The 20673-nt window shown below is 75.5% G+C and carries 15 protein-coding genes; 5 read left to right on the forward strand and 10 right to left on the reverse strand.

Annotated elements, in window-relative coordinates; all coding sequences use genetic code 11:
* Positions 1-64: 64 nt before the first annotated feature.
* Complete coding sequence (eccCa, locus tag AC3D3D_RS12105) at positions 65-4159, reverse strand: type VII secretion protein EccCa (protein ID WP_463661735.1); 4095 nt, start codon at positions 4157-4159, stop codon at positions 65-67.
* Positions 4160-4369: 210 nt separating this feature from the next.
* Between eccCa and AC3D3D_RS12110 the strand changes: the two genes are divergently transcribed.
* Together AC3D3D_RS12110 and AC3D3D_RS12115 are read left to right on the forward strand one after the other, a co-directional pair.
* Positions 4370-5749, forward strand: coding sequence for a hypothetical protein (locus AC3D3D_RS12110; protein ID WP_463661734.1), 1380 nt, complete (start codon positions 4370-4372; stop codon positions 5747-5749).
* A 614-nt stretch (positions 5750-6363) separates the two neighbouring features.
* Positions 6364-7869 (forward strand): RDD family protein, encoded by a 1506-nt coding sequence (locus AC3D3D_RS12115; protein WP_488512068.1) that lies wholly within the window; start codon positions 6364-6366, stop codon positions 7867-7869.
* A 146-nt stretch (positions 7870-8015) separates the two neighbouring features.
* On the opposite strand, the gene AC3D3D_RS12120 is transcribed toward AC3D3D_RS12115, so the two are convergent.
* From AC3D3D_RS12120 to AC3D3D_RS12160, 9 genes are all read right to left on the reverse strand, one after another.
* Positions 8016-9407, reverse strand: a complete 1392-nt coding sequence (locus AC3D3D_RS12120) for a hypothetical protein (RefSeq protein ID WP_463661732.1) — start codon at positions 9405-9407, stop codon at positions 8016-8018.
* A 31-nt stretch (positions 9408-9438) separates the two neighbouring features.
* On the reverse strand, positions 9439-9789 hold the full coding sequence (locus AC3D3D_RS12125; protein WP_463661731.1) for a hypothetical protein: 351 nt from the start codon (positions 9787-9789) through the stop codon (positions 9439-9441).
* A 63-nt stretch (positions 9790-9852) separates the two neighbouring features.
* Positions 9853-11709, reverse strand: coding sequence for a hypothetical protein (locus AC3D3D_RS12130; protein WP_463661730.1), 1857 nt, complete (start codon positions 11707-11709; stop codon positions 9853-9855).
* A gap of 55 nt (positions 11710-11764) precedes the next feature.
* Positions 11765-12109 carry a hypothetical protein gene (locus AC3D3D_RS12135; protein WP_463661729.1) on the reverse strand — a complete coding sequence of 115 codons (345 nt, stop codon included), beginning with the start codon at positions 12107-12109 and terminating at the stop codon, positions 11765-11767.
* Positions 12110-12182: 73 nt separating this feature from the next.
* Positions 12183-14111, reverse strand: coding sequence for a hypothetical protein (locus AC3D3D_RS12140; protein WP_463661728.1), 1929 nt, complete (start codon positions 14109-14111; stop codon positions 12183-12185).
* Between the two features lie 86 nt (positions 14112-14197).
* On the reverse strand, positions 14198-14917 hold the full coding sequence (locus AC3D3D_RS12145) for a septum formation family protein (RefSeq protein ID WP_463661727.1): 720 nt from the start codon (positions 14915-14917) through the stop codon (positions 14198-14200).
* Positions 14917-15297 carry a hypothetical protein gene (locus AC3D3D_RS12150; RefSeq protein ID WP_463661726.1) on the reverse strand — a complete coding sequence of 127 codons (381 nt, stop codon included), beginning with the start codon at positions 15295-15297 and terminating at the stop codon, positions 14917-14919. The genes AC3D3D_RS12145 and AC3D3D_RS12150 overlap by 1 nt, the downstream gene beginning before the upstream one ends.
* Before the next feature lie 135 nt (positions 15298-15432).
* Positions 15433-15729, reverse strand: a complete 297-nt coding sequence (locus tag AC3D3D_RS12155; RefSeq protein WP_463661725.1) for a WXG100 family type VII secretion target — start codon at positions 15727-15729, stop codon at positions 15433-15435.
* 35 nt (positions 15730-15764) lie between these two features.
* On the reverse strand, positions 15765-16064 hold the full coding sequence (locus AC3D3D_RS12160) for a WXG100 family type VII secretion target (protein ID WP_463661724.1): 300 nt from the start codon (positions 16062-16064) through the stop codon (positions 15765-15767).
* 381 nt (positions 16065-16445) lie between these two features.
* Between AC3D3D_RS12160 and eccD the strand changes: the two genes are divergently transcribed.
* From eccD to AC3D3D_RS12175, 3 genes are read left to right on the forward strand one after another with little or no spacing between them, the layout of a single operon-like run.
* Positions 16446-17786, forward strand: coding sequence for a type VII secretion integral membrane protein EccD (gene eccD / locus AC3D3D_RS12165; RefSeq protein WP_463661723.1), 1341 nt, complete (start codon positions 16446-16448; stop codon positions 17784-17786).
* A complete protein-coding gene (gene eccB / locus AC3D3D_RS12170; protein WP_463661722.1) occupies positions 17787-19229 on the forward strand; it encodes a type VII secretion protein EccB in 1443 nt (480 codons plus the stop codon).
* The gene (locus tag AC3D3D_RS12175; protein WP_463661721.1) at positions 19226-20614 is read left to right on the forward strand and encodes a S8 family serine peptidase; all 1389 of its coding nucleotides are present in this window, start codon (positions 19226-19228) and stop codon (positions 20612-20614) included. The genes eccB and AC3D3D_RS12175 overlap by 4 nt, the downstream gene beginning before the upstream one ends.
* The last annotated feature ends 59 nt before the right edge of the window (positions 20615-20673 follow it).

Raw genomic sequence — 20673 nt, forward strand, 5'->3', positions numbered from 1 at the left:
CGACAGCGGCGCCGCCCGGGCGGGTGGACCGCCGGGCGACGCCGCGTGCGCGGGGCGCGCCTGGTCAGGGGTGGACCTTGGGCAGCCAGGCGAGCTGGCCGACCTCGTTGCCGCGGTCGCGGGTGATCATCTGCGCGCGGCCCGGCCCGGACTTCTTGGCGCGGATCCGCCCGATGACCGGACCGTCGTCGGGATTGCCCGACAGCAGGAAGGCGGGCGCGGCAAGGTCGGTCATCGTCTGCATGACCGGCTCGAACATCGCCCGCGAGGCGCCACCGATCCGGCGGGTGATGACCACGTGCAGGCCGATGTCCTTGGCCTGCGCCATGAGCGGCTGCAGGGCGGCGATCGGGTTGCCCGCGGAGGTGTTCACCAGGTCGTAGTCGTCGACGAGGATGTAGACGTCCGCGCCCGTCCACCACGAGCGGGTGCGCAGCTGGTCGGGCGTGACGTCGGGCCCGGGCAGGCGCCCCTTGAGGAAGCCGGCCAGCCCCTTGAGCTCGGTGGTGGCCATGTCGTGGGTGGACAGGTAGAGGCCCAGGTGGCTCTCCGGGAGCTCGCCGAGCAGGGCGCGGCGGAGGTCGACCGCGATGATCTGCGCCTCCTTGGGGCCGTGGCGGCGCGCGACCTCCGAGGCGAAGGCCCGCAGGAAGGTCGACTTGCCCGACTTGGTGTCCCCGAGCAGGAACATCAGCGGGTCGGCGTCGGTGTCCAGGACCACGGGCCCGAGCCGCGCCTCGTCGACGCCGAGCAGGACGCCGCCGGCGAGCTCCTCCTCGGTGGCCTGGGCGCGGATCTCGTCCAGGGTGATCTGCTCGGGCAGCAGCCGCAGCTTCGGCCCGGCCGGGCCGGTCCAGGAGGAGTTGACGCGTTCGACGAGGTCGTCGACGCCGGCGCCGAGGGTCCCGGCGTCGCCGTCGCCGTCGATGCGGGGCAGGGCGGTGAGGATGTGGTGCTTCGACTTGGCCAGGCCGCGGCCGGGGCGCCCCTCGGGGATGTTCTTGGCCAGCTTGCGGTCGACGTCGGAGTCGAGCGCGTCGCCGAGGCGCAGCTCGAGGCGCGAGCCGATCATGTCCTTGAGCTGCATCCGGAAGTCCATCCACCGGTTCGCCGTGCCCACCAGGTGCATGCCGAAGGTCAGGCCCCGGCCGGCGAGCTGCTGCAGCGGGATCTCGAGGTCGTCGAAGTCGGCCTTGATGGTGGGCCACCCGTCGACGACGAGGAAGATGTCCCCGTAGCCGTCGTCGACCCGGCCCTGCGCGCGGCGGGTGCGGTAGGTCTCGATGGAGTCGATCTTGTTCGCCCGGAAGAACGTCTCGCGCTCGTCGACCAGCTGGCGCATCTCGGCCACGATCCGGCGCACGACGTCCGGCTCGGAACGCGTGGCCACGCCCGCGACGTGCGCGAGGTCGGTCATCGAGGCGAAGGTGCCGCCACCGAAGTCGAGGACGTAGATCTGCACCTCCTGCGGGGTGCGCGTGAGGGCGAGGGCGGTGACGACGGCGCGGGCCGCCGTCGACTTGCCGGTGCGCGGGCCGCCGACGATGGCCATGTGGCCGCCGGCCCCGGACAGGTTGAACACCAGGTCCTCGCGGCGCTGCTCGAGCGGCTTGTCGACCACGCCCATCGGCAGCACGAGGTCGCCGGCGTTGCGCCACCGCGGGGAGTGCAGACCCAGCTCGGGGGTGACGGTGAGGTCCGGCATGAGCTCGTCGTAGGTCTGCGGCACGTCCAGCGGCGGCAGCCACACGACGTGCGCCGGCGGGCCCTGGCCCTCCATCCGGCTCACGCCCAGGTCGAAGGTGGAGGGCTGGTTCTTGCGCTCCTCCTCGGCCTTCTTCTCCTCCTCGGCGGCCTTGCGCTCCTCGACGGCGCGGGTGGCGTCGTCGGCGGCCTCGAGCCGGCGTGCGAGGTCCTCGGGGCTCTCGCCCAGGACCGGCGCGGCGGTGTAGGGGGAGATCTCGACGTCGATCGTCTCGGTCTCCGGGCCGGCCCCGATCCCGCCCTCGGACCGCTTCCGGCGGCGCCGCACGGGCGGCGGGCCGGAGACGTAGGCCGCCCGGAAGCGGATCATCGTCGTCGTGTCGGGCTTGAGGTAGCCGACGCCGGGCATCGGCGGCAGGTCGTAGGCGTCGGTCACGCCGAGCACGGTGCGCGACTCCTGGGCGGAGAAGGTGCGCAGACCGATGCGGTAGGACAGGTGCGACTCCAGGCCGCGCAGCCGCCCCTCCTCCAGGCGCTGGGAGGACAGCAGCAGGTGCATCGACAGCGACCGGCCCAGCCGGCCGATGGCGACGAACAGCTCGGCGAACTCCGGCTTGGCGGAGAGCAGCTCGGAGAACTCGTCACAGATGATCATCAGCGCCGGCAGCGGCTCGAGGTCGGTGCGCCCGTTCGTGCGCGCCTTCTCGTAGTCGGTGACGTTGGCGAAGTTGCCGGCCGCGCGGAGCAGCTCCTGGCGGCGGACCATCTCCCCGCGCAGCGCGTCCTCCATGCGGTCGACGAGGGTGAGCTCCTCGCCGAGGTTGGTGATGATCGCCGAGACGTGCGGCATGCCGGCCATACCGGCGAAGGTCGCGCCACCCTTGAAGTCGACGAGGACGAGGTTGAGCGCCTCGGAGCTGTGCGTCATCGTCAGCGCGAGCACCAGGGTGCGGAGCACCTCGGACTTGCCCGAACCGGTCGCGCCGATGATGAGGCCGTGGGGGCCCATGCCCTGCTGGGCGGACTCCTTGATGTCGAGCTGGACCACGCGACCCTCGGGGGTCAGGCCGATCGGCACGCGGAGGCGGTCGCGGGGCAGGCGCGGGCGCCAGGCCTGGCTGACGTCGAAGTCGCGCACGTCGCCGATGCCGAGCAGGTCGGTCAGCTCGGCGGAGACCTCCGCCGGTGCGTCGCCGGCGTCGTCGCCGTCGGCGGTGACCTGCCCGGAGCGGATCGAGGCGAGGCGGGCGGTCAGGCGCCGCGCGGCCGCCTCGGCCTCGGCGAGGCTGAGCTGGTCGGCGATGCCGACCTGCGGCTCCGCACCGACCTGGAGGATCTCCACGGGGGTCTCGCCCTGGAGCGGCCCCTCCTCGACGACGTCGTGCAGCAGCAGCCGCAGCGTGCTCGTGGAGACCAGCGCCTCCCACGTGGCGGGCAGGTCGAGGACGGTGACGCCCATGACGCCGTCGGGGGTGAGCACGGGGTTGACGGAGGGGACCTCGCCGCCGTCGACGACGACCAGCACGTGCGGCAGCTCGGGGTCCCCGCCCACGCGGCCGAACCGGGGCCGCTCGGCGATCCCCGCCGGCAGCAGGTCGGCGAGGTGGGCCAGCGAGGTGGTGAGCATCCGCGCCGGGCCGACGGCGTCGTTGACCCGGGGGGACAGGGCGTGGGGGAGCCACTTGATCCACTCCCACTCGGGCAGGGCCTCCTCGGAGGCGATGACCGCGATCTTCAGGTCCTCGGGGGAGGCGAAGGTGGCCAGGTGGGTGATGACGCCGCGGGCGAGCGACCGGGCGGCCTCCTCGGAGCCGGCGACCTCGATGCGGGCGAAGGCCTGCAGGTCCATGCCCAGCGGCAGGCCGCTGACCTCGCGGTGCGAGACGAGGAAGCGGTGGGCCGCCGAGGCGGTGACGGGGTCGAGCTGGGCCAGGGTGGGGATCTCCGGCGCCTTGAGCGCCAGGGAGAGCGGCTGGGTGGCCGACCCGATGCGGGTGAGCAGGAAGTCCTCGTCCTCCGAGCTGCGTTCCCAGGCGCGGGAGCCCTCCTCGCCGATCGCGGCCAGCGACCCCGGGTCGGGCATCCGCCAGGCGGAATAGTCCAGCTGCATCTTCGCCGCGGTGCGCACCTTCTTGCGCAGGTCCGTGAGGTAGGCGAGGTACTCCCGCCTCGAGTCCATCACCGCCTTCTTGTGCTGGCGGCGCTGGCGGTAGATGTTCATGGCGACCATGAGCACCATCGCCGTCATGAAGGCGCCGCCCATGAGCACCATCCGGCGGTTGCCCGAGCCGCCGCCGAACATCATCACCGCGATCATGCCCATCGAGCCGACCATGGGCAGGACCATCATCAAGATGTTCTGCATGCCCTCGGGCTCGGGCAGCTCGGGCGGGACCTGCAGCGTCTCCTCGCTCTGCGGCGGGGGCGGCGGGGCCTTGGTGGACGGACGGACCACGGACTTCCTCCACGTCGATCTCCGGGCGAGGTCGCACCGTCCCCCGGGGCTCGGCGCGTCCGGGGACGGCCGTGGTGGCCGGTCCCCGTCCGCGCCCGGGCCGGAGGCCCGGAGCCGCCCCTAATATATGGTCTGGGGCGGCGTGCCGCGTCGCCCCCACGGGGTGGCCCTGCCGCGGGCCACGAACCGCTCGGACCGGGAGGGGAGCCGATGACCACGACGGCGGAGCCGCGCGTGCACGCCACCGTCGTCCTCGGTCCCGTCGTCCGCGACGTCGCGATCCCCGACGGCGCCACGGTCGCCGACGTCCTGCGTCGCCTGCGGGTGGACGCGCGCTCCCGCTCGGTTCTCGTCACCGACTCCTCGGGCTGGCGGGTCTCGCCAGACGACGTGGTCGGCGTGGACGTCCCCGACGGCATCGTGCTGTCCGTCATCCGCGGGTCCGCCGGTGCCACGGTGGAGACCGACGAGATGGGCCGGGCCCGCTCCCTGCCGACGGGGGCCGACTCGTTCGCCATCGCCGCGGCGGCGAGCGTCCTGCTCCTGGGCGGGATCCTGCTGCTGGCCGGTTCGGCCTGGTGGGGGATGGCCGACCCGCTGCCCGTCTGGTGGCGGGGCGCCGTCGTCGCCCTGCTCGCGGTGGCCGCGCTGGCGCTCGTGCTGCGGCGCGCGCGCGAGCGCACCGTCCTGCTCGACCTGGCGGCCCTGTCGCTGGTGGCGCTGTGCGCCGGCGTGCTCGTCGTGCCCTCCGACGGTCCGGCGCAGCTCAGGCTCGCGCTGGTCGTGGCGCCCGCGGTGGCGGGTGCGGCGGTGGCGCTGCGCGCCGGCGTCGCCGAGCGCCGGCGGGACCGGTCCGCGTCCTCGGCCGCGCTCGTGGCCACCGTGTGGCTCGGCGGTGCCCTCGCCGCGCTGGCCACGCTGCAGGTGGACACGGGCATGTCGGTGGTGGGCGCGCTCGTCCTGGGGGCCGTGCCGCCGCTGCTGCTGGCCATGCCGACCCTCGCGATCGACGTCCCCGACGACCAGCTGGTCGACCTCGAGCACGTCTCCCGCGACGCGGCCGGTGTACGGCAGGCCGCCCCGAAGGCGCCGGCGGAGATCACCGCGCCCCGCGTGCGCCGCGTCGTGACCACGGCCCGGCACCGTCAGGACCTCGTCGTCGTGCTCATGTCCCTCCTGTCCGCGATGCTCGCGCCGAGCGTGCTCGCGGTCGTGCCCCAGGGCGGCATCCGGGGCTGGGCGGCGCTCGTGACGGTCGTGCTGCTCGTCGTCTCGCTGCTGCTGGTCCCGCGGGGGGCGCGGGCGCGCAGCGTGCGCGTGGTGCCGCGGCTGGCGGCCTTCGTCGTCATCGGCCAGCTGGCCTGGGCCGCCGTCGTCGGTGGCCGGGCCGAGGCGCTGACCGTGGGTGCGCTGAGCGTGGCCGCCGCGCTGGTCGTGGCGGGGCTGGCGATCGCGGTCGCGCGCGGTCTGAGCAACGTCGCCCTGGCGCGGATGGGCGACATCGTCCAGGGCTTCGCCGTGTACTTCGCCCTGCCGGCCGGTGTCGTGGCCGCGGGCGCCATCCACTGGGTGAGGCAGGTGGGTCTGTGACCGAGGAGCAGCCGCGACGGCGCCGTGACCGGCGCGTGTCCCCGCCCGTCGACCCCGCTCAGGGGCAGGGGCAGGGCCGCGTCGCCGGGCAGGCGCCCGGGCCGGGGCAGGACCGCGCTGCCTCGCAGGGGCAGGGCCGCGTCGCCGGGCAGTCGCCCGGGGCCGGTCGGACCGGCCCCGCAACGGGTGACGCGGCGCCGGGCGCGGGCGACCCGCGAGGGGGAACGCGTCGTGCCCCCGGTGGCTCGCGCCCCGCGGGTGGTTCCCGCCCGGCCGAGGGCGGGTCGCGTCCTGCGGCTGGTGGCGGTCCCGCGGGTGGTTCCCGTCCTGAGGGCGGCTCGCGGCCAGCCGGTGGATCCCGACCGGCCGAGGGCGGTTCGCGGCCGGCGGCCGGCTCACGCTCCGCCGGGGGGTCCCGACCCGCGGGCGGTTCGCGCCCGGCCGGGGGCGGTTCCCGTCCGGCGGGCCGGCCCCCGGCATCGACGAGCGGTGCCACCGGTCCGGTGGTCGGCGGGGCCAGGCCCGGACGGGCCCCGCGGAGCGGCTCGCCACTGGGCGGACCGGGTGCGGCGACGACCGGCTCGGAGCCGGCGGCGACGCCGGGACGCGACGGCGTGCGCACCGGACTCCCCGGCGCCGGACGGACCGCCGCCCCGGGCGCCCCGCAGGGCGGGAGCGCCGGGCCAGGGGCCGAGGCCGACGGCGGATCCTCGACCGGCGGATCCTCGACCGGCGGAGCCGACCCCAACCGCGACCGACAGACCCTGCGGATCTCGCGCCGTGGCCGTTCGGTGGCCCCGACGGCCGAGGACGGCCGACCCGCCCCCGGCGGAGCGGCCGGGACCTCCAACGGCGCGCGCGCCGCACTGCCGACGCCGGACCGGCGCACGAGCCCGCCCGCTGCCCCGACGTCGGCAGGCCGGACGCCCGAGGATCGGACGCCGGGGGACCGGATGCGGGGCGGCCCCGCTGCCGGGACGCAGACCGCGCCGACGACCGGCCCGCCGGCCAGCACCACGGCAGGCCCCGCGCCCTCGCCGTCGCCGTCGTCCGGCAGCCCGACCGACGCTGCGGCCGGGACCGCGTCGGTCGCCTCCGCGCCGGAGACCGGTACGACGGACTGGAGCGCCACCGTCGGTGAGGGCGCCGGCACCGGCGCGCCGACAGCCACCCCGCCCGCAGCGCCGGGCCGGCCGACGTCCGCCGACCGCTCGGCGCCCGCGGAACGGCCCACTCCGCCCGACCGCTCCACGCGCGCGGACCGTTCGGCACCGTCCGCCCGCTCCGCACCGTCTGCGCGCTCAGGCGCCTCGGGAGCGCCCGCGCGCTCGGGCGGTTCACGCCCGGCAGGTTCCGCGCCGCTCGGTGGCCGACCCGCGCCGGGCGGGCGCCCCGCGGGCTCCCGACCCTCCGGGGGGCCGGTCCCGTCCGGCCCCGCCACCGGGGGGCACGCCTACGCCGGGGCGAGCGACCGTGGCCCGCGCCCGGACCAGCCCCGCGAGGTCGGCGCCGGCCAGCGCGGCCGGGCGCACCTCACCGCCGAGGCGCCCTCGACGCCGGACCGGTTCCCCGACGGTCGCCCCCGCACCGGGGTGCTCCTGCAGCTGGCCGCCTACCTGGTGACCCTGGTGGTCGTGGTGGGCCCCGCCGTCGGGGTCTGGTTCCTCACCGGCTCGATCGTCCTCACGGTGCTGACCGTCGTCGAGCTTGCCGCCCTGTTCGTCCTGCTGCGCGCGCGCACGGGGATGACCCCCGGTGGCCTGGTCCTCGGGCTGCGGGTGGCCCGCCGGGGCAACCACCTTGCGCCGGGCCTGGCCCGGGAGTCGGCACGCTCGGGGGTCCTGGCCGGCGCCCACCTGGTCGTCGTCGGCGGGATCGTCCTGGCGCTCTCCGGCCTGTTCGACCCGCAGAAGCGCGGTCGGGCCTGGCACGACCGGATCGCCCGCACCCGCGTCCTGCCCACGCGCAGGATCACCCGTGAGCTCAAGGAACGGCCCGACGCACAGCGCCGGGTCCAGGCCACGATGGAGCCCGTCCCGGCGGACCGGATCGACCTGGGCCGCGAGGTCACCCGGCTCGGCGACGACCCCCGGCACGGCTCGGGCACGCGAGGTTCCTGAGCGGTGCCAACGCGGCACACGGCCGGACGTCGGAGCCGGGCCTTCTCCTGAGCCTCGACCCCACCGCAGGCACGGACGGGCCCGGGCGAGCAGCTGCTCGCCCGGGCCCGTCCGTGTGGCGCCGGGAACTCAGCGTCCCTCGCCGATCACCACCGGTCGGTGGCGGGGTCGTCGCCCTCACGCAGGTGCGCAGGTGCCGGCCGGGCCGCCTCACGGCCACTCGCCCGGGCCCCCTCGGGCCGCGCGATGATCCGCGGCCCGCGCGGCTGCTCGAGCTCCTCGACCTCGGCCGGCGCCTCGGCGCCCTCCTGGTCCTTCCGCTTCCGGCGGCGGCCGCCGGCCTTCGCGCCCGCGACACCGCCCATGGGCATGCCGCCCATCATCGGGGCGCGTCCGCCCGCGCCGGCACCAGAGCTGGAGCCCGAACCGGAGCCGGAACCCGGCCCCGCGCCCGCCACGCCGCCCGGTGCCACGGCCGGCCGCACCGCGGCGGTGCCGGCGCCACCGGCGCCCGGCGTGGCCGTCGGCAGTCCGACACCACCGACCGGGCCGACACCGCCGACGCTCCCGCTGACCGGGGCGACGGCAGCGCCGCCGGGCCCGCCTGCGCCGGGTGCACCGGTACTGGGGGCCCCGACTCCGGGCGCGCCGGTACCGGGCGCACCGCCGCCGCCACCGCCACCGCTGGGCGGGGGAGTGGGGCCCGGGGTGGGCGCGTCGACATCGGGCGGGGGAGCGACGATCCCGCCGTCCGGCGGACGGATCGGATCGATGATCACCCACTCATCGGGGTCGGGCTCCCACGGGATCGGATCGACCGGAGGGTTGATCCCGAACAGCGGCGGGCGCTGGATGGGGCCCACGACGTCGTTCGGCGGCGGCACCCAGCCGAACCGCGGCGGATCGCCCCGCTCCGGCCCGCCCGGGATCTGGATCATGCGCCACTGGTCGTCCCCGGTCTCGATCGGGTCGTGGATGCTCGGCGGAGGCGCGGGAGTCCGGATCCCCGGCACCATCTCGCCGTCCTGCCCCTTCCAGGGCTCGCCGCGACCGTCGGCGATCTCGGGCATCTGATCGATCGCCGTCTGGATCTGGATGTCGAGGTGCCGCATCGTGTCCGAGGCGTGCACGTCGTACCGCCACCTGTCGTCGGAGGTGAAGTTCTCGCGCCGCTCGATGGCGTAGCTGATCTCGGACTCGACGCAGGCCCCGTGGGCGTCCGCACTGGCCACGCGGGCTTGCTCCATCGAGGAGTACATCTCGTTGACCTCGACGGACCGGTGTCGCGACCAGCCCTCGATGCGGCTGAACACGCCCACCGCCTCGTCGCCGGCCTGACCGGTGATCCCCAGGTCCGCCTGTGCGCCGCGCAGGTTCTCGGCGATGGTGTGGAGCTCGCCGGCAAGGGTCTGGAAGCTGACGTTGGACTCGTGGGTGGGGCCGTCCTGGAAGGTGTTGATCCAGGCCAGGTGCCGGGTGAGCACCGTCGGCTCCAAGGGGTCGGTGCTCGTGGGGCTGGTCGATTCCCTGGAGCTCATGGGACCGCTCTCCTCACTGGTGCTCATCGGCTCAGACGTCGATGGTGGACATGGTCAACCCACGCAGCCGCTCCCCGGTGACGCGCAGCAGCTCGCGGGTCTCGTCGTCGACGCCCTGGATCTCGGCCGCGGACCTGTTGAGCGACCACACGAGCCGATTGAGGTCCTCGAGCAGGAGGTAGAGCCCCCCTTCCATGTCGCCGAGCCGGCTGACCACCGCCTCACCCATCCGGGCGGCATGGACCTCCTCGCCCCAGCTGGTGGTCTGGAGATCGCGCTCGCTCGTCAGGCGAGCGCGCAGGCCCTCGAGGTCGTCGACGGTCGAGGCCAGCAGCCGGACCCGTGCCTCGAGCACGTCCGGTTCGAGTACCACCTGATTCATGTCATCCCCCTTGTCGGTGGAGGCGAACATCCCGTGGCTACGGCTGCACGCCCCGCCTGTACGTCACCAGTCGTCCGACTCGTCGCGGACCCGCATGCGCGGGGCCGGCCTGGACTCGCCCCGGCTGCCGCGACGGCCCACCGGTCGTCCGTTGCTGCCACTGTTCTCCTCGAGCTGGTCGACCGGGTCGAGATGATCTGGGGAGTTCGCCCCACCCGCGTCGCGGCGGCCGCCGCTGCGGCCGCCAGCCGGAGCCATGCCCATCGGCATCGCGCCACCACGGGCGCCGCCGCGACCGGATGCCGCCGCGGTGGCACCGCCGGCGGCAGCGCCGCCACGAGCGCCGCCCTGGGGGCCACCACGAGCGCCGTCGACAGCGCCCGCAGGCCGGCCGGCCCCTGCCGGTCGTCCGGCGACACCGGGGCGTGCCGCCCCGCGCGGAGAACCGCCACGGCCGCCCGCTCCGCCGGCGAGCGGGGCAGCGACCCCGCCCCGCGGAGCACCGGCGCGACCGGCTCCGGTGCGGCCGGCGCCCGCGCGCGAGCTGCCACGACCACCGGCCCCACCTGCGCCCGCGCCGCCCATCATCGGGCCGACCCCACCGGCGCGTCCGGCGGTGGTATGTGCACCGCCGGCACCGCGACCACCCGAGCCGCGGCCACCTGCGCCGGCCGCGGCGCCACCCATCGGCATCATGCCGCCCATCGGGCCCATGCCGGCGGCACCCGCCGCAGGAGGCGCCCCCACGCCGCCGGGTGCGCCGGGCATCGCACCCGGACCGCCGAGCGAGACCCCGGCTCCGCCGGGCGCGCCGGGCAGTGCCCCCGGACCGCCGACGCCCGGGACGCTCGGGGCGCCGGGTGCGGGAGCCGTGGGCATCGCGGAGTCGACCGAGGGGCCACCGGGGGAGGGGATCTCGGGCATCGGCGGCCGGTAGTAGGTGGGGCGATCCAGGCCGCCGCCGGGCGGGTCGACCTCGAGCCCCGGGGGTGGGAGCGGGTCGGGCAGCGGACGGATCGGCGGGTCGACCTCGAGGCCCGGGGGTGGGAGCGGGTCGGGCAGCGGGTCGATCTCCAACGGCGGATCGAGCTCGGGCCTCGGGTACGGGAGCGGGTCGGGCAGCGGGTCGATCTCGAACCGCGGGTCGTCGAGCCCCAGGTTGGGCGGACGCCCGCCCCAGAGACCGTCGTCGGGTGAGTCAGGCCACGGGGTACCCAGGCGGGGCCGGTCGGGTCCGCTGCCACCCAGGCCGAGGTCGCTCCCGCCCGGGCCTGTGCCCGGGCCGCCCGGGAGCGGGGTGGGGCCGCCCGGTGCGGGCATGCCGGGGGCGCTGCCCCCGCCACCGCCACCAGGGACGCTGCCACCACCACCACCACCACCGGCGCCACCACCGCCGCCACCGGGAATGCTCCCGCCCCCGCCGCCGGGGACCTCGGAGCCGCCCCCACCGGGGATCTCGGCCGAGCCGTCGGCGATCTCGGGCAGCATGGCGATCGCGTCCTCGACCTGGAAGTCGAGCGACTCGATGGCCTCGCGGGCGGAGCGGTTGTACTCCTCCTTGCGCTCCTCGTCCCAGCTCCCGCCCTCGTAGGCGGCGGTGAAGCTCTCGTTGAGGTCGTAGTAGAAGGTCTGCGTGGTGGAGCCGGCAGTGCGGGCGTAGTCGACCGCCTCGGCGATCGCCTCGACCTCGCCGGCCCGGAACTCCGCCCACTGCTGCACCCGCCCGAAGGCCTGGACCGCCTCGTCCCCGGCCTGCCCCTCGATGCCGAGGTTGCCGGCGGCGGACGCCAGGTCGTCGGCCAGCGCGCGCAGCCGCTCGGCCATCCCGCCGAGGTCGGTCGTGAAGGTGTCGATGGGGGTGGCCTGGAACGGGCTGATCTGACTGAGGTTGTCCGTCAGCGAGGTCGGGCGGTCACTCATCGTGCTTCCTGGCTCCAGCGGTGGTCGGTGGTGGGCGTCCGGTCCTCCGGACGGGTCAGTCGAAGTTGCCGAGCTCCATGTCGGAGAGCTGCTCGCGGGTCTCCGAGAGCAGGTCGGAGGTCTCCTGGTCGACGCCCTCGATGAGGGTGGCGGACTCCTCCAGCGCGATCGAGAGCGCGCTGAGGTCCTGCAGGAGCCTCGTCATCCCCATCCCGAGGTCGTACATCGCGTCCGAGACGCGGTCGCCGATGCGGTTGATCGTGATGAGGTCCGACCAGCCCGGCCTGTGGTTGTACCGGCCTGCCCAGGCGTCGGAGCGGATCGCCGCCACCTCGTCGACGGTCTCGGCGAGCAGCCGGACGCGGGTGGCAAGGACCTCCGGCTGGAGCTCGATGGCCATGTTCTCTCCTCGTGCGAGTCAGCACCGGGGCGACCGAGAGGGGGCGGGATCCGTGGATCCCGCCCCCTGCCCGTCACCAGTCGTCGTTCTCCGTCTGGGTGGCGACCGTCGGTCCCTGCCGGGACTCGGAACGGTCACCCTTGCCGGCGCCGGCCGAGACGTCGGGATCGGTGTGCTCCTCGAGCTGCTCGACCTTGTCCAGGTGCTCGACCTCGGACTCGGGGCGCTCCTTGTCCTTGCCCCCGGTCCGCGCGCCGATCATCCCGCCACCGACGCCGCGGCCACCCGCCGCACCCGCGCCACGGCCCACGGCCGGACCCGAGGTGGCGGCACGGCCGCCCGCGGCGTTGGCGGCGCCGCCGCGCCCGAGCGCCGGCCCGGAGGTCGCCGCACGGCCGGAGCCCGCGCCTGCGCGCGCACCGGTGGCACCGGGAACCGCGCCGAGCGTGCCCGGACGGGCGGCGCCGCGGCCGGCGGTACCCGCCGTCCCGCCACGACCCGCGGCACCCGCGGCAGCAGGACGACCTGCGGCACCGGTCGCGCCGCGGCCCGCGGCTCCAGCGGCGGCGGTGGGACGCCCAGCGGCTCCCTGGCCACCGACGGCGGGACGCCCCGCAGCGCCGACGGCGCCTCCGTGCCCGGCCGCACCGCGACCGCCGGCGGAGGCAGCGGCACCACCACGGGCGGGGGCACCCGCTCCACCACGGGGAGGAGCGCCGGCCACACCGGGGCGTGCTGCGCCGCGGCCACCGGCGGCACCGGCCGCGCCACCGCGCGACGGCGTGCCCGCCGCACCACCACGACCGGCGACGGGTCCGGCACCCGGACCGCGACCACCGGCACCACCGGCACCACCGGCACCGGGCATGCCCGGGACGCCGCGCCCGCCCGCACCGGCACCGCCGGGACGGGGGGCCAGACCACCGGCGCCGGGGCCGGGGCCACCGATGCGGGTGAACGGCGGGCGAGCTCCGGGCGGCGGTGTACCGCCACCACCGGGACCACCGGGGCCGCCGGGTCCGCCAGGAAGGACCGGCAGCGGGCCGATGCCGCCACCGGGCGGCGGCACCGGGGCGGGACCGGGCGGTGGCACCGGGGCGGGACCGGGCGGCGGGGTCGGCGTAGGAAGCGGCGGCGCGGGCGTCGGCATCGGGGCGTCGACGTCGGGTCCGTCAGGCCGCTCCGGCGGGTTCGGCAGGTCCGGCGTCGGCGGGTCCGGCACGATCGGCGGGTCGGGCACGATCGGCGGGTCCGGCACGATCGGCGGGTCCGGCGGGTTCGGCGGCTCGTACGGAGGGTCGAACGGCGGGTCCGGCACGACCGGCGGGTCGAACGGCGGACGCGGGTCCCGGATGATCGGCGGCTCCCACGGCTCGTACGGCTGCGGGGAGACCGGGACGTCCGGGCCGGTGCCCGGGCCCCCGGGAGGGCCGCTCGGGCCCGGCGGGTTGCCGGAGGGGGTGTAGCTCACCGGCGGGCCCGAGGGGGCCGACTCGCCGCCCTGCCCCTTGTACGGGCGCCCGGTGGAGGGCTCGATCTCCGGGATCATCGCGATCGCGTCCTCGACGGCGTAGTCGAGGGACTCGATCGTCTCGCCGGCGTTCCGGTTGTAGGACTGGGCCACGCTCTGCTTGTAGTCGTCCTCCATCGCCTCCCACATCGGGGACCGGACCTCGGCGTTCCACCCCTCGCGCTGGCTGGAGTAGTCCGTCTGGGCCGTCCCGGCGGCGTCCGCGGCCCGGCCGATGGCGTTGTTGATCTCGGTCGCCTCGCTGGCCCGGTGCCGCGCCCAGGCCTCGAGCTCCTGGAACCCGGTGCTGGCCTCGTCGCCGGCCTGTCCCTCGAGACCGAGCTCGCCGGACGCCGTACGGATGTTGTCGGCGATCTCGTTCAGCGATTCCGCGAAGCTGGTGAACCGGTCCTGGATGGAGGTCAGCGTGCCGCGTTCGAGGCTGTCGACGTTCGCCAACGTGTTCGTCAGCGTCGTGGGGATGGTGGACATGATGGGTTCTCCTGCGGTGTCGTCGCGTCAGGCAGCGGATCGGGTGCGGTGGGGGAGCGTCAGGGGCCTGGCGCCGGGTCCTGCGGTCATTCGGTGATCCCCCCGTTGCCGAAGGCGGAGGTGGTCTGCGGGTCCCAGTGGACGAGCACGCAGACGATCTCGGTGTCGCCTGACGCCCACGTGGTCCCGGTGGGGTGGTAGAGCGTGAGGAAGGTGTCCCCCTCCTCGTAGGGGCCGCCCAGGTAGGACTCGATCTGCGCCTCGCACTGCGGGCGGGCCGTCTCGGTGAGGGCGTCGACCCCCGGGAACTCCCCCTCGTCGAGGTTGAAGGTGTAGAACACCTCGCCGTCGTGCTGCTCGGAGCAGTCCAGCGCGGTCGTCGCCTCGTCGCCGAGGGTGTCGAGGCAGTCGCCGGGACGCAGCTCGTCCAGCTCTGCGATCGTCTCGCCCTGGTCGAACGGCTCGAGCTCCGGGGGCAGCGGCTCGCGGGCGTCCCCGCCCCCGGTGTCCCCGCCCTCGGCCGCGTCGCCCTCCGACGGCGCCTCGGCGCCCGACGGCTCCTCGCCGTCCGTGGGTGCCTCGACGGGCTCGCCGGCGTCGTCGGACCCCGTCTCCTCGGACGGGGTCTCGTCGGAGCCCGCCTCCTCGGACGGGGCCGGCCCGGCGGTGGCCGCGGTGTCGGTCGATCCCTCGGGGGCGGGGGCCGTCGTCTCCTCGTCCCCGCACGCGGTGAGCACGAGCAGCGCCGCGGCGACGAGCCCGAGGGCACATGCCGGGGCGCCGGCGACCGGTCGAGACGTACGCATCAGGCCAGGGTGGGGTACGGGCCGCCGAGCGGGCCTCCGCCGCTGCGGGCGCTCTGGGCGTTCTCGATGTCCCGGCCGAGCGACTCGAGGTCCTCCATGAGGTTCTCGTCCGTCGTCTCCAGGAGTGCGGCTGCGTCGAGCAGGGCCTGGCGCACGTTCTCGGTCGACCGGAGCATCCCGTCGACCCCGCCGGCGAGCCCGTACGTGGCGGTGGCCAGCGGGGAGGCGACGCGGGAGACCGTCGTCAGCTCCGACCAGGCACCGCGCTGGTCGAACCCGGCCGTGCGCATGCGGTCGCTGAGGTCGGACAGGTCGTCGACCACGGACGCCAGGTGGTCCACCCGGGCGCGCAGCACCTCCGGGTTGAGGGCAATGTTCATTCCGACCGTTCCTCCAGATCGTCTCTCACCGCGTGGATGGTGATGGTCTCGGCGGGGCGCCTCGCGGCGCCGCGACGCACGAGAACCACGGAGGCGCCGGGACCGATGCCCCGGCGCGACCGTGGCGCGCGTGCGTCAGACGTTGCCGCCGAAGTTGTTGGCCGCGAGGCGGTCGGCGTCGGCGAAGTTGCCGCGGCTGCGCAGGACGAGGGACTCGATGGCCATGAGGATGGAGTCGACGTCCTCCATGTTCTGGTCCCAGTGGTGCTTGGCGGTGTCCCAGGCCTGGCGGGCCTCACCGTGGAAGCGCTCGCGCAGGTCGGCGGTGCCCGTGTGCAGGTCGTCGAGGTGCTGGCGGATGCGGTTGCCGGCGTTGCCGATGTCGGCGGCGCCCTGGTCGAGAGCGGAGTGAGTGACGCGGATGTCGTTCATCTGGATGTCTCGCAATCTTCGTGATCGTGGGTCGGTCAGCCGAGCAGGTTGTTGAAGTTCGTGGTGCCCTCTTCGTCCTGGGCGGTGAACGACGACTGGGTGCCGCGCAGGTTCTCGGCGAGGGTGGTGAGCACGGAGTTGGTGTGCGTCGCCTCCTCGTTCCAGCGCTGCATCGCACGGTCGAACGCGATGCGGGCGGAACCGGTCCACTGCGTGCCGATGCTCTGCAGCTGCGTCCCGAGGTTCCGGAACTCGGTGTCGACCGTCTGCTTGGTCTCGTCGACCCGGCTAGCGGCGGTCTCGAGTGCGCCTTCGCCTGCCTCAACGACGTTCATGCTGTCCTCCTAGGTTCTTCCGGTTGGTGGGACCGTGTGGGACCCGGTGCCCCTGGGGGCCTGACGTCCGCCGATCCGGCTTGACCCGCTCTCGACGACGACGATCACGTTACGGGCACGGCCCTGGCCGACCCCGGGGTCGGCTCGGGTAGACCTCCCCACCCCTGGGACCTGCCGAGAGGCCAGTATTGGTGCGCTTCTCGGCCGCTGGCCAGGGCCCGACGGAAAGTCACCGTCAGGTCACCTCCCGGACACCTTCGGGGGCATGGGGGAGCCAGGGGTCACCGCCGTCGCGTCCTGCGCCGGAGGGTGGGACGGATATCCTCTCCGGGGCGTGCCCGACGGGCCGCCGCAGGGCCGAGCGACGACGGAGGGCAGCGCGTGAGCCAGGCAGTGAGCAGGCGGTCGGTGGGCACCGTCGTCCGCGTCACCCTGGTCGAGGGGGAGCACCGCACCGACCTGGCCCTGCCGGGCTCGGTGCCGGTCGCGGAGATCGTCCCCGGCCTGGCCCGCCGCCTGGGCATGCTCGAGGTGCGCGCGGCCGTCACCGGCTACCGCCTGACCCGCACCGACGGCACCGAGCTCGCCGTCGACCAGTCGCTGACCGCGCAGGGCATCGAGGACGGGGCACTGCTCTCCCTCGTCGCCCGCGACGCCGGCACGTCGGGCCGCGTCTACGACGACCTCGTCGAGGCGGTGTCCGACGCCGTCGAGGCCCAGCACCGGGCCTGGACGCCCGCGGATTCCGCGCGCATGACCCTGGTGGCCACCCTCGTCCTGGTGATCACCGGCAGCGTCGTGCTGCTCAGCGCCGACGACTCCACCCTCCTGGTCCCGGTCGTCGCCGGGGCCGCGGCCCTGCTCTCCCTCGGCGTGACCGGCGTGCTGGCCGCCCTGGGCCGGTCGGCCGCCAGCCTCACCATGCTCGCCTCGACGGCGGTGCTCGCCCTCACCGGCGGCCTCGCCCTCGGTGTGGGTCCGATGACCGGCGAACCGCTCGCCTTCGGCGGGCTCGGCGTGCTGGCCGTGGGCCTGCTGGCCTGGCCGTTCCTGGGGTCGGTGCGCGAGCACGCCGCCGTGCCGGTCCTCGTCGGCCTGGTCCTGGCCGCCCTCGGCGGACTGCCGCTCCTCACGAGGCTGGACATCGGTCAGGTCGCCGCCGGGGTCGTCGCGCTGTCGGGGATCGTGCTCACCTCCGCGCCGTGGATCGCGCTGGCGATGACCGGCATCCGGGTGACCGTGCCGCGCGACCAGGCCGAGCTCGACGCCGAACGGCAGGAGATCAACGCCGCCCGCGTCCGGGCCGAGTTCCTGCGCGGCTCGCGGCTGCTGCTGGCACTGCGCCTCTCGGGCGCCGCCGCGATCGTCGTCGCCACCCCGCACACGGTGGCCACGGGGGTGTGGGGAACCGCCCTGGTCCTCGTGGTCTGCCTCGCCCTCATCCTCGGCGTCCGCGAGATCTACGCGCGCCGCGACGTCATCATCACCACGACCACCGGTGTCCTCGGCGGCGCCGTCGCCGGGCTGACGGCCGTGGTCGTGCACCCCGACTGGTGGCTCGTCGTCGCCCTCGTGGTGGCCGCGCTGACCGTGGCCATCGTGGGGCTGGCCGTGCTCAGCCCCGGTCCCCGGCCGGGCCTGCAGCGGATGGGAGACACCGTCGAGGTGATCTGCGTGCTGGCGGTGCTGCCCCTGGCCACCTTCGCGGCGGGCGTGGTCTAGATGGCCAGCAACAAGGACATCCTCGACGCCCAGCGGTTCAACCGGCAGCGGCTCGTCACCTCCTTCGTCTCCGGTGCACCGGGCGGGCGCGAGCTCGAGCCCGGCAAGCCCTGGCGCGGTGTCGTCGGCGGCCTCGTGCTCGTCGGCCTCATCATCGCCGGCAGCTTCGTCTCTCGCTGGCTGGCGCCCGGCGTCCCCGACGGCTGGGACGACGGCTCGCTCGTCGTCGTCGAGGAGGACGGCTCGCGGTACGTCACCTCCGAGGGCGTGATGTACCCCGTCCTCAACACCGCCTCCGCCCGCCTCGTCCTCGGCGCCGGCGAGATGGAGGTGCGCACCCTGTCCCAGGAGGAGGTCGCCGGGGTCACCCGCGGCCCCTCGGTCGGCATCCCGGACGCGCCCGACTCCCTGCCCGAGCCCGAGGACCTCGTCAACGACGCCTGGCTCTCGTGCGTCACGGCCTCGGGGGCCACGTGGACGGCGGTCGGCCGGCCCACCGTGGACACCTCCGGCACCACCGTCGACGCCACGCCCGCCGAGGGCGAGGCCACCCTCGTCCGGGTCGAGGGCACCCTGTGGGTCATCTCCGGGGCCACCCGCCACGAGGTCGACGCCGACCAGGAGAACGCGATCGTGCGCGCCCTGGGTCTGTCCACCGTCGACGTCCCCGAGACCTCGGCGGCCTGGCTCGAGCTCTTCGCCGTCGGGACGCCGCTGGCGCCGCTGGCCACCGAGGGGGCCGGCCAGGAGATGGCCGAACCCGTGCCCGGGATGCCCGAGCTCGTCGCCGGCCAGGTCGTGCGCATGACCGGGGGCGCCGGCGACGGCGACCACTACGTCCTCGGCGCCGCCGGTGAGCTGCACCCGCTCAGCGAGGTCGGCCTGGCGATGTGGGGCATCGGCGACGGTGCGCACCTCGACGATGTCGTCGAGCTCACCCCCGCCGACCTCGGCGAGATGCCCACCGGCGACCCCGCCGACCCCGCCGACTGGCCCGACGAGATCACCGCCGCCGTCACCTCCACCGAGGGCGTCACCGCGTGCGCGCAGCTCGTCGCCGACGCCATGAGCGAGACGTCCGCGCTGGTCGCCGGCACCGACGTTCCCGAGGTCTCCTCCGACACCGTCGCCATCGAGGGCGGCGCGGGTGCGCTCGTCTCCGGCACCGGGGGCGGCCTGCTGACCGCCGACTTCTTCATCGACGAGACGGGACGCGCCTACCCCCTGCTCGGCTCCCGCGGGGAGACCCTGGGGATGCTCGGCTACGAGCTGGAGGACCGCCAGGTCGTGCCGAGCCCCTGGGTGCGCCTGTTCCCCCAGGGGCCGGGTCTGCAGCAGCTCGACCTGCCCGCGCTGGGGGAGTCCGGCGACGAGGGGACCTCCGAGTCGCCGTCGGACACCGAGGCCGCCAGCGAGGACGCGAGCTCCGGCGAGGGTTCGTGAGCCCGCGTCACCGGGCGCCGCGCCGGAAGGCCCTGCCCCGGCCGGCCGCCGGGCACGGGACGCCCCGACACCGGGCCCCGTCCGTCCCCGGGAACGCACGAGCGGGTGCGGCAGCTGCCGCGCTGGCCGCCGCCGCGGTCCTGGCGGTCCCGGTGCTCGCCGGCGCCGGGACCGGCGCGAGCGCCACCGGCACGGTGCTGCCCGGGCCGGTCCGCACGGAGCTGCCCGAGGCCTGCGTGCCCGAGGAGACCCCCACCGAGCCCTCCCCGGTCTTCGACCAGCTCGGCGTCGACGAGCGCGTGTGGGAGCTGACCCGCGGTCAGGGCGTGACCGTCGCGGTCGTCGACTCCGGCGTCATCCCCTCCGAGCCCCACCTGGGCGAGGACGTCGTCGTGCCCGGCTGGGACCCGATGGGCTCCGTGCCCGACGAGGAGAGCCGCACCGAGGGGCCGCCGCTGTCGAGCACGGACGGCCGCACCGACGTCACCAACCACGGGACGGCCATCGCCGGCGTCATCGCCGCCCGCGAGGCCGAGGACTCCGCGGTGGTCGGGATCGCCCCGGCGGCGCAGATCCTGCCTGTCCGGACCTTCATCGACAACGAGGACGACGGGCTCGTCGAGGCGGGTTACGGCACCGACACCGGGCGGATGGCCGAGGGCATCCGCTGGGCCGCCGACCAGGGTGCGCAGATCATCAACGTCTCCCAGTCGATCACCGAGCCCGACCCGGTCCTGGAGGACGCCGTGCGGCACGCGGCGGAGTCCGGCTCGCTCGTCGTCGCCAGCGCCGGGAACCTCGAGACCACCGACGAGGGGCCCGGCGCGCGGTACCCGGCGGCGTACCCCGAGGTCCTCTCCGTCACCGCCTCGACGATCGACGGGCTCCCCTCGGAGACCGCCGTCCACGGCGATCACATCGACGTCGCCGCCCCCGGCGACCCCGTGTGGTCGGTGTGGCTCGACGACGGGGACTGCTACCTCAGCGGTCAGTCCTCGGCCACGAGCTACGCCACCGCCTACGTCTCCGCCGTCGCCGCGCTCGTGGCGTCCTACCACCCCGACGAGACGCCGGCGCAGTGGGCCCACCGACTCACCGCCACCGCCGTGCGCACCGTGCCCGAGGAGCCCGACGAGCAGCTCGGCTGGGGCATCGTCGCCCCCTACGCAGCGCTGTCCTTCGTCGACGACGGCTCGGCCCCCGGTCCGCAGAGCCCGGTCCACGAGGCACCCTCGGCGGAGGAGGCCACCTTCGTGCCCGTGCCCGAGCGTCCGCAGGACCCGCTCGACGCCGTGCGGGGCACGGCGGCGTGGTGGGTGTTCGGCGCGTTCGTCGTCGTCGGGGGAGCGGGCCTGGTCGCCCGGGCGCCCCGGCGACGCGGCTGACCTCACGGAACCGCCCCGTTCGCAGGCCCGACGCCGACCTAGACTGTCCCTCGGACCTC

The sequence above is a fragment of the Georgenia sp. X1117 genome (assembly GCF_057784635.1).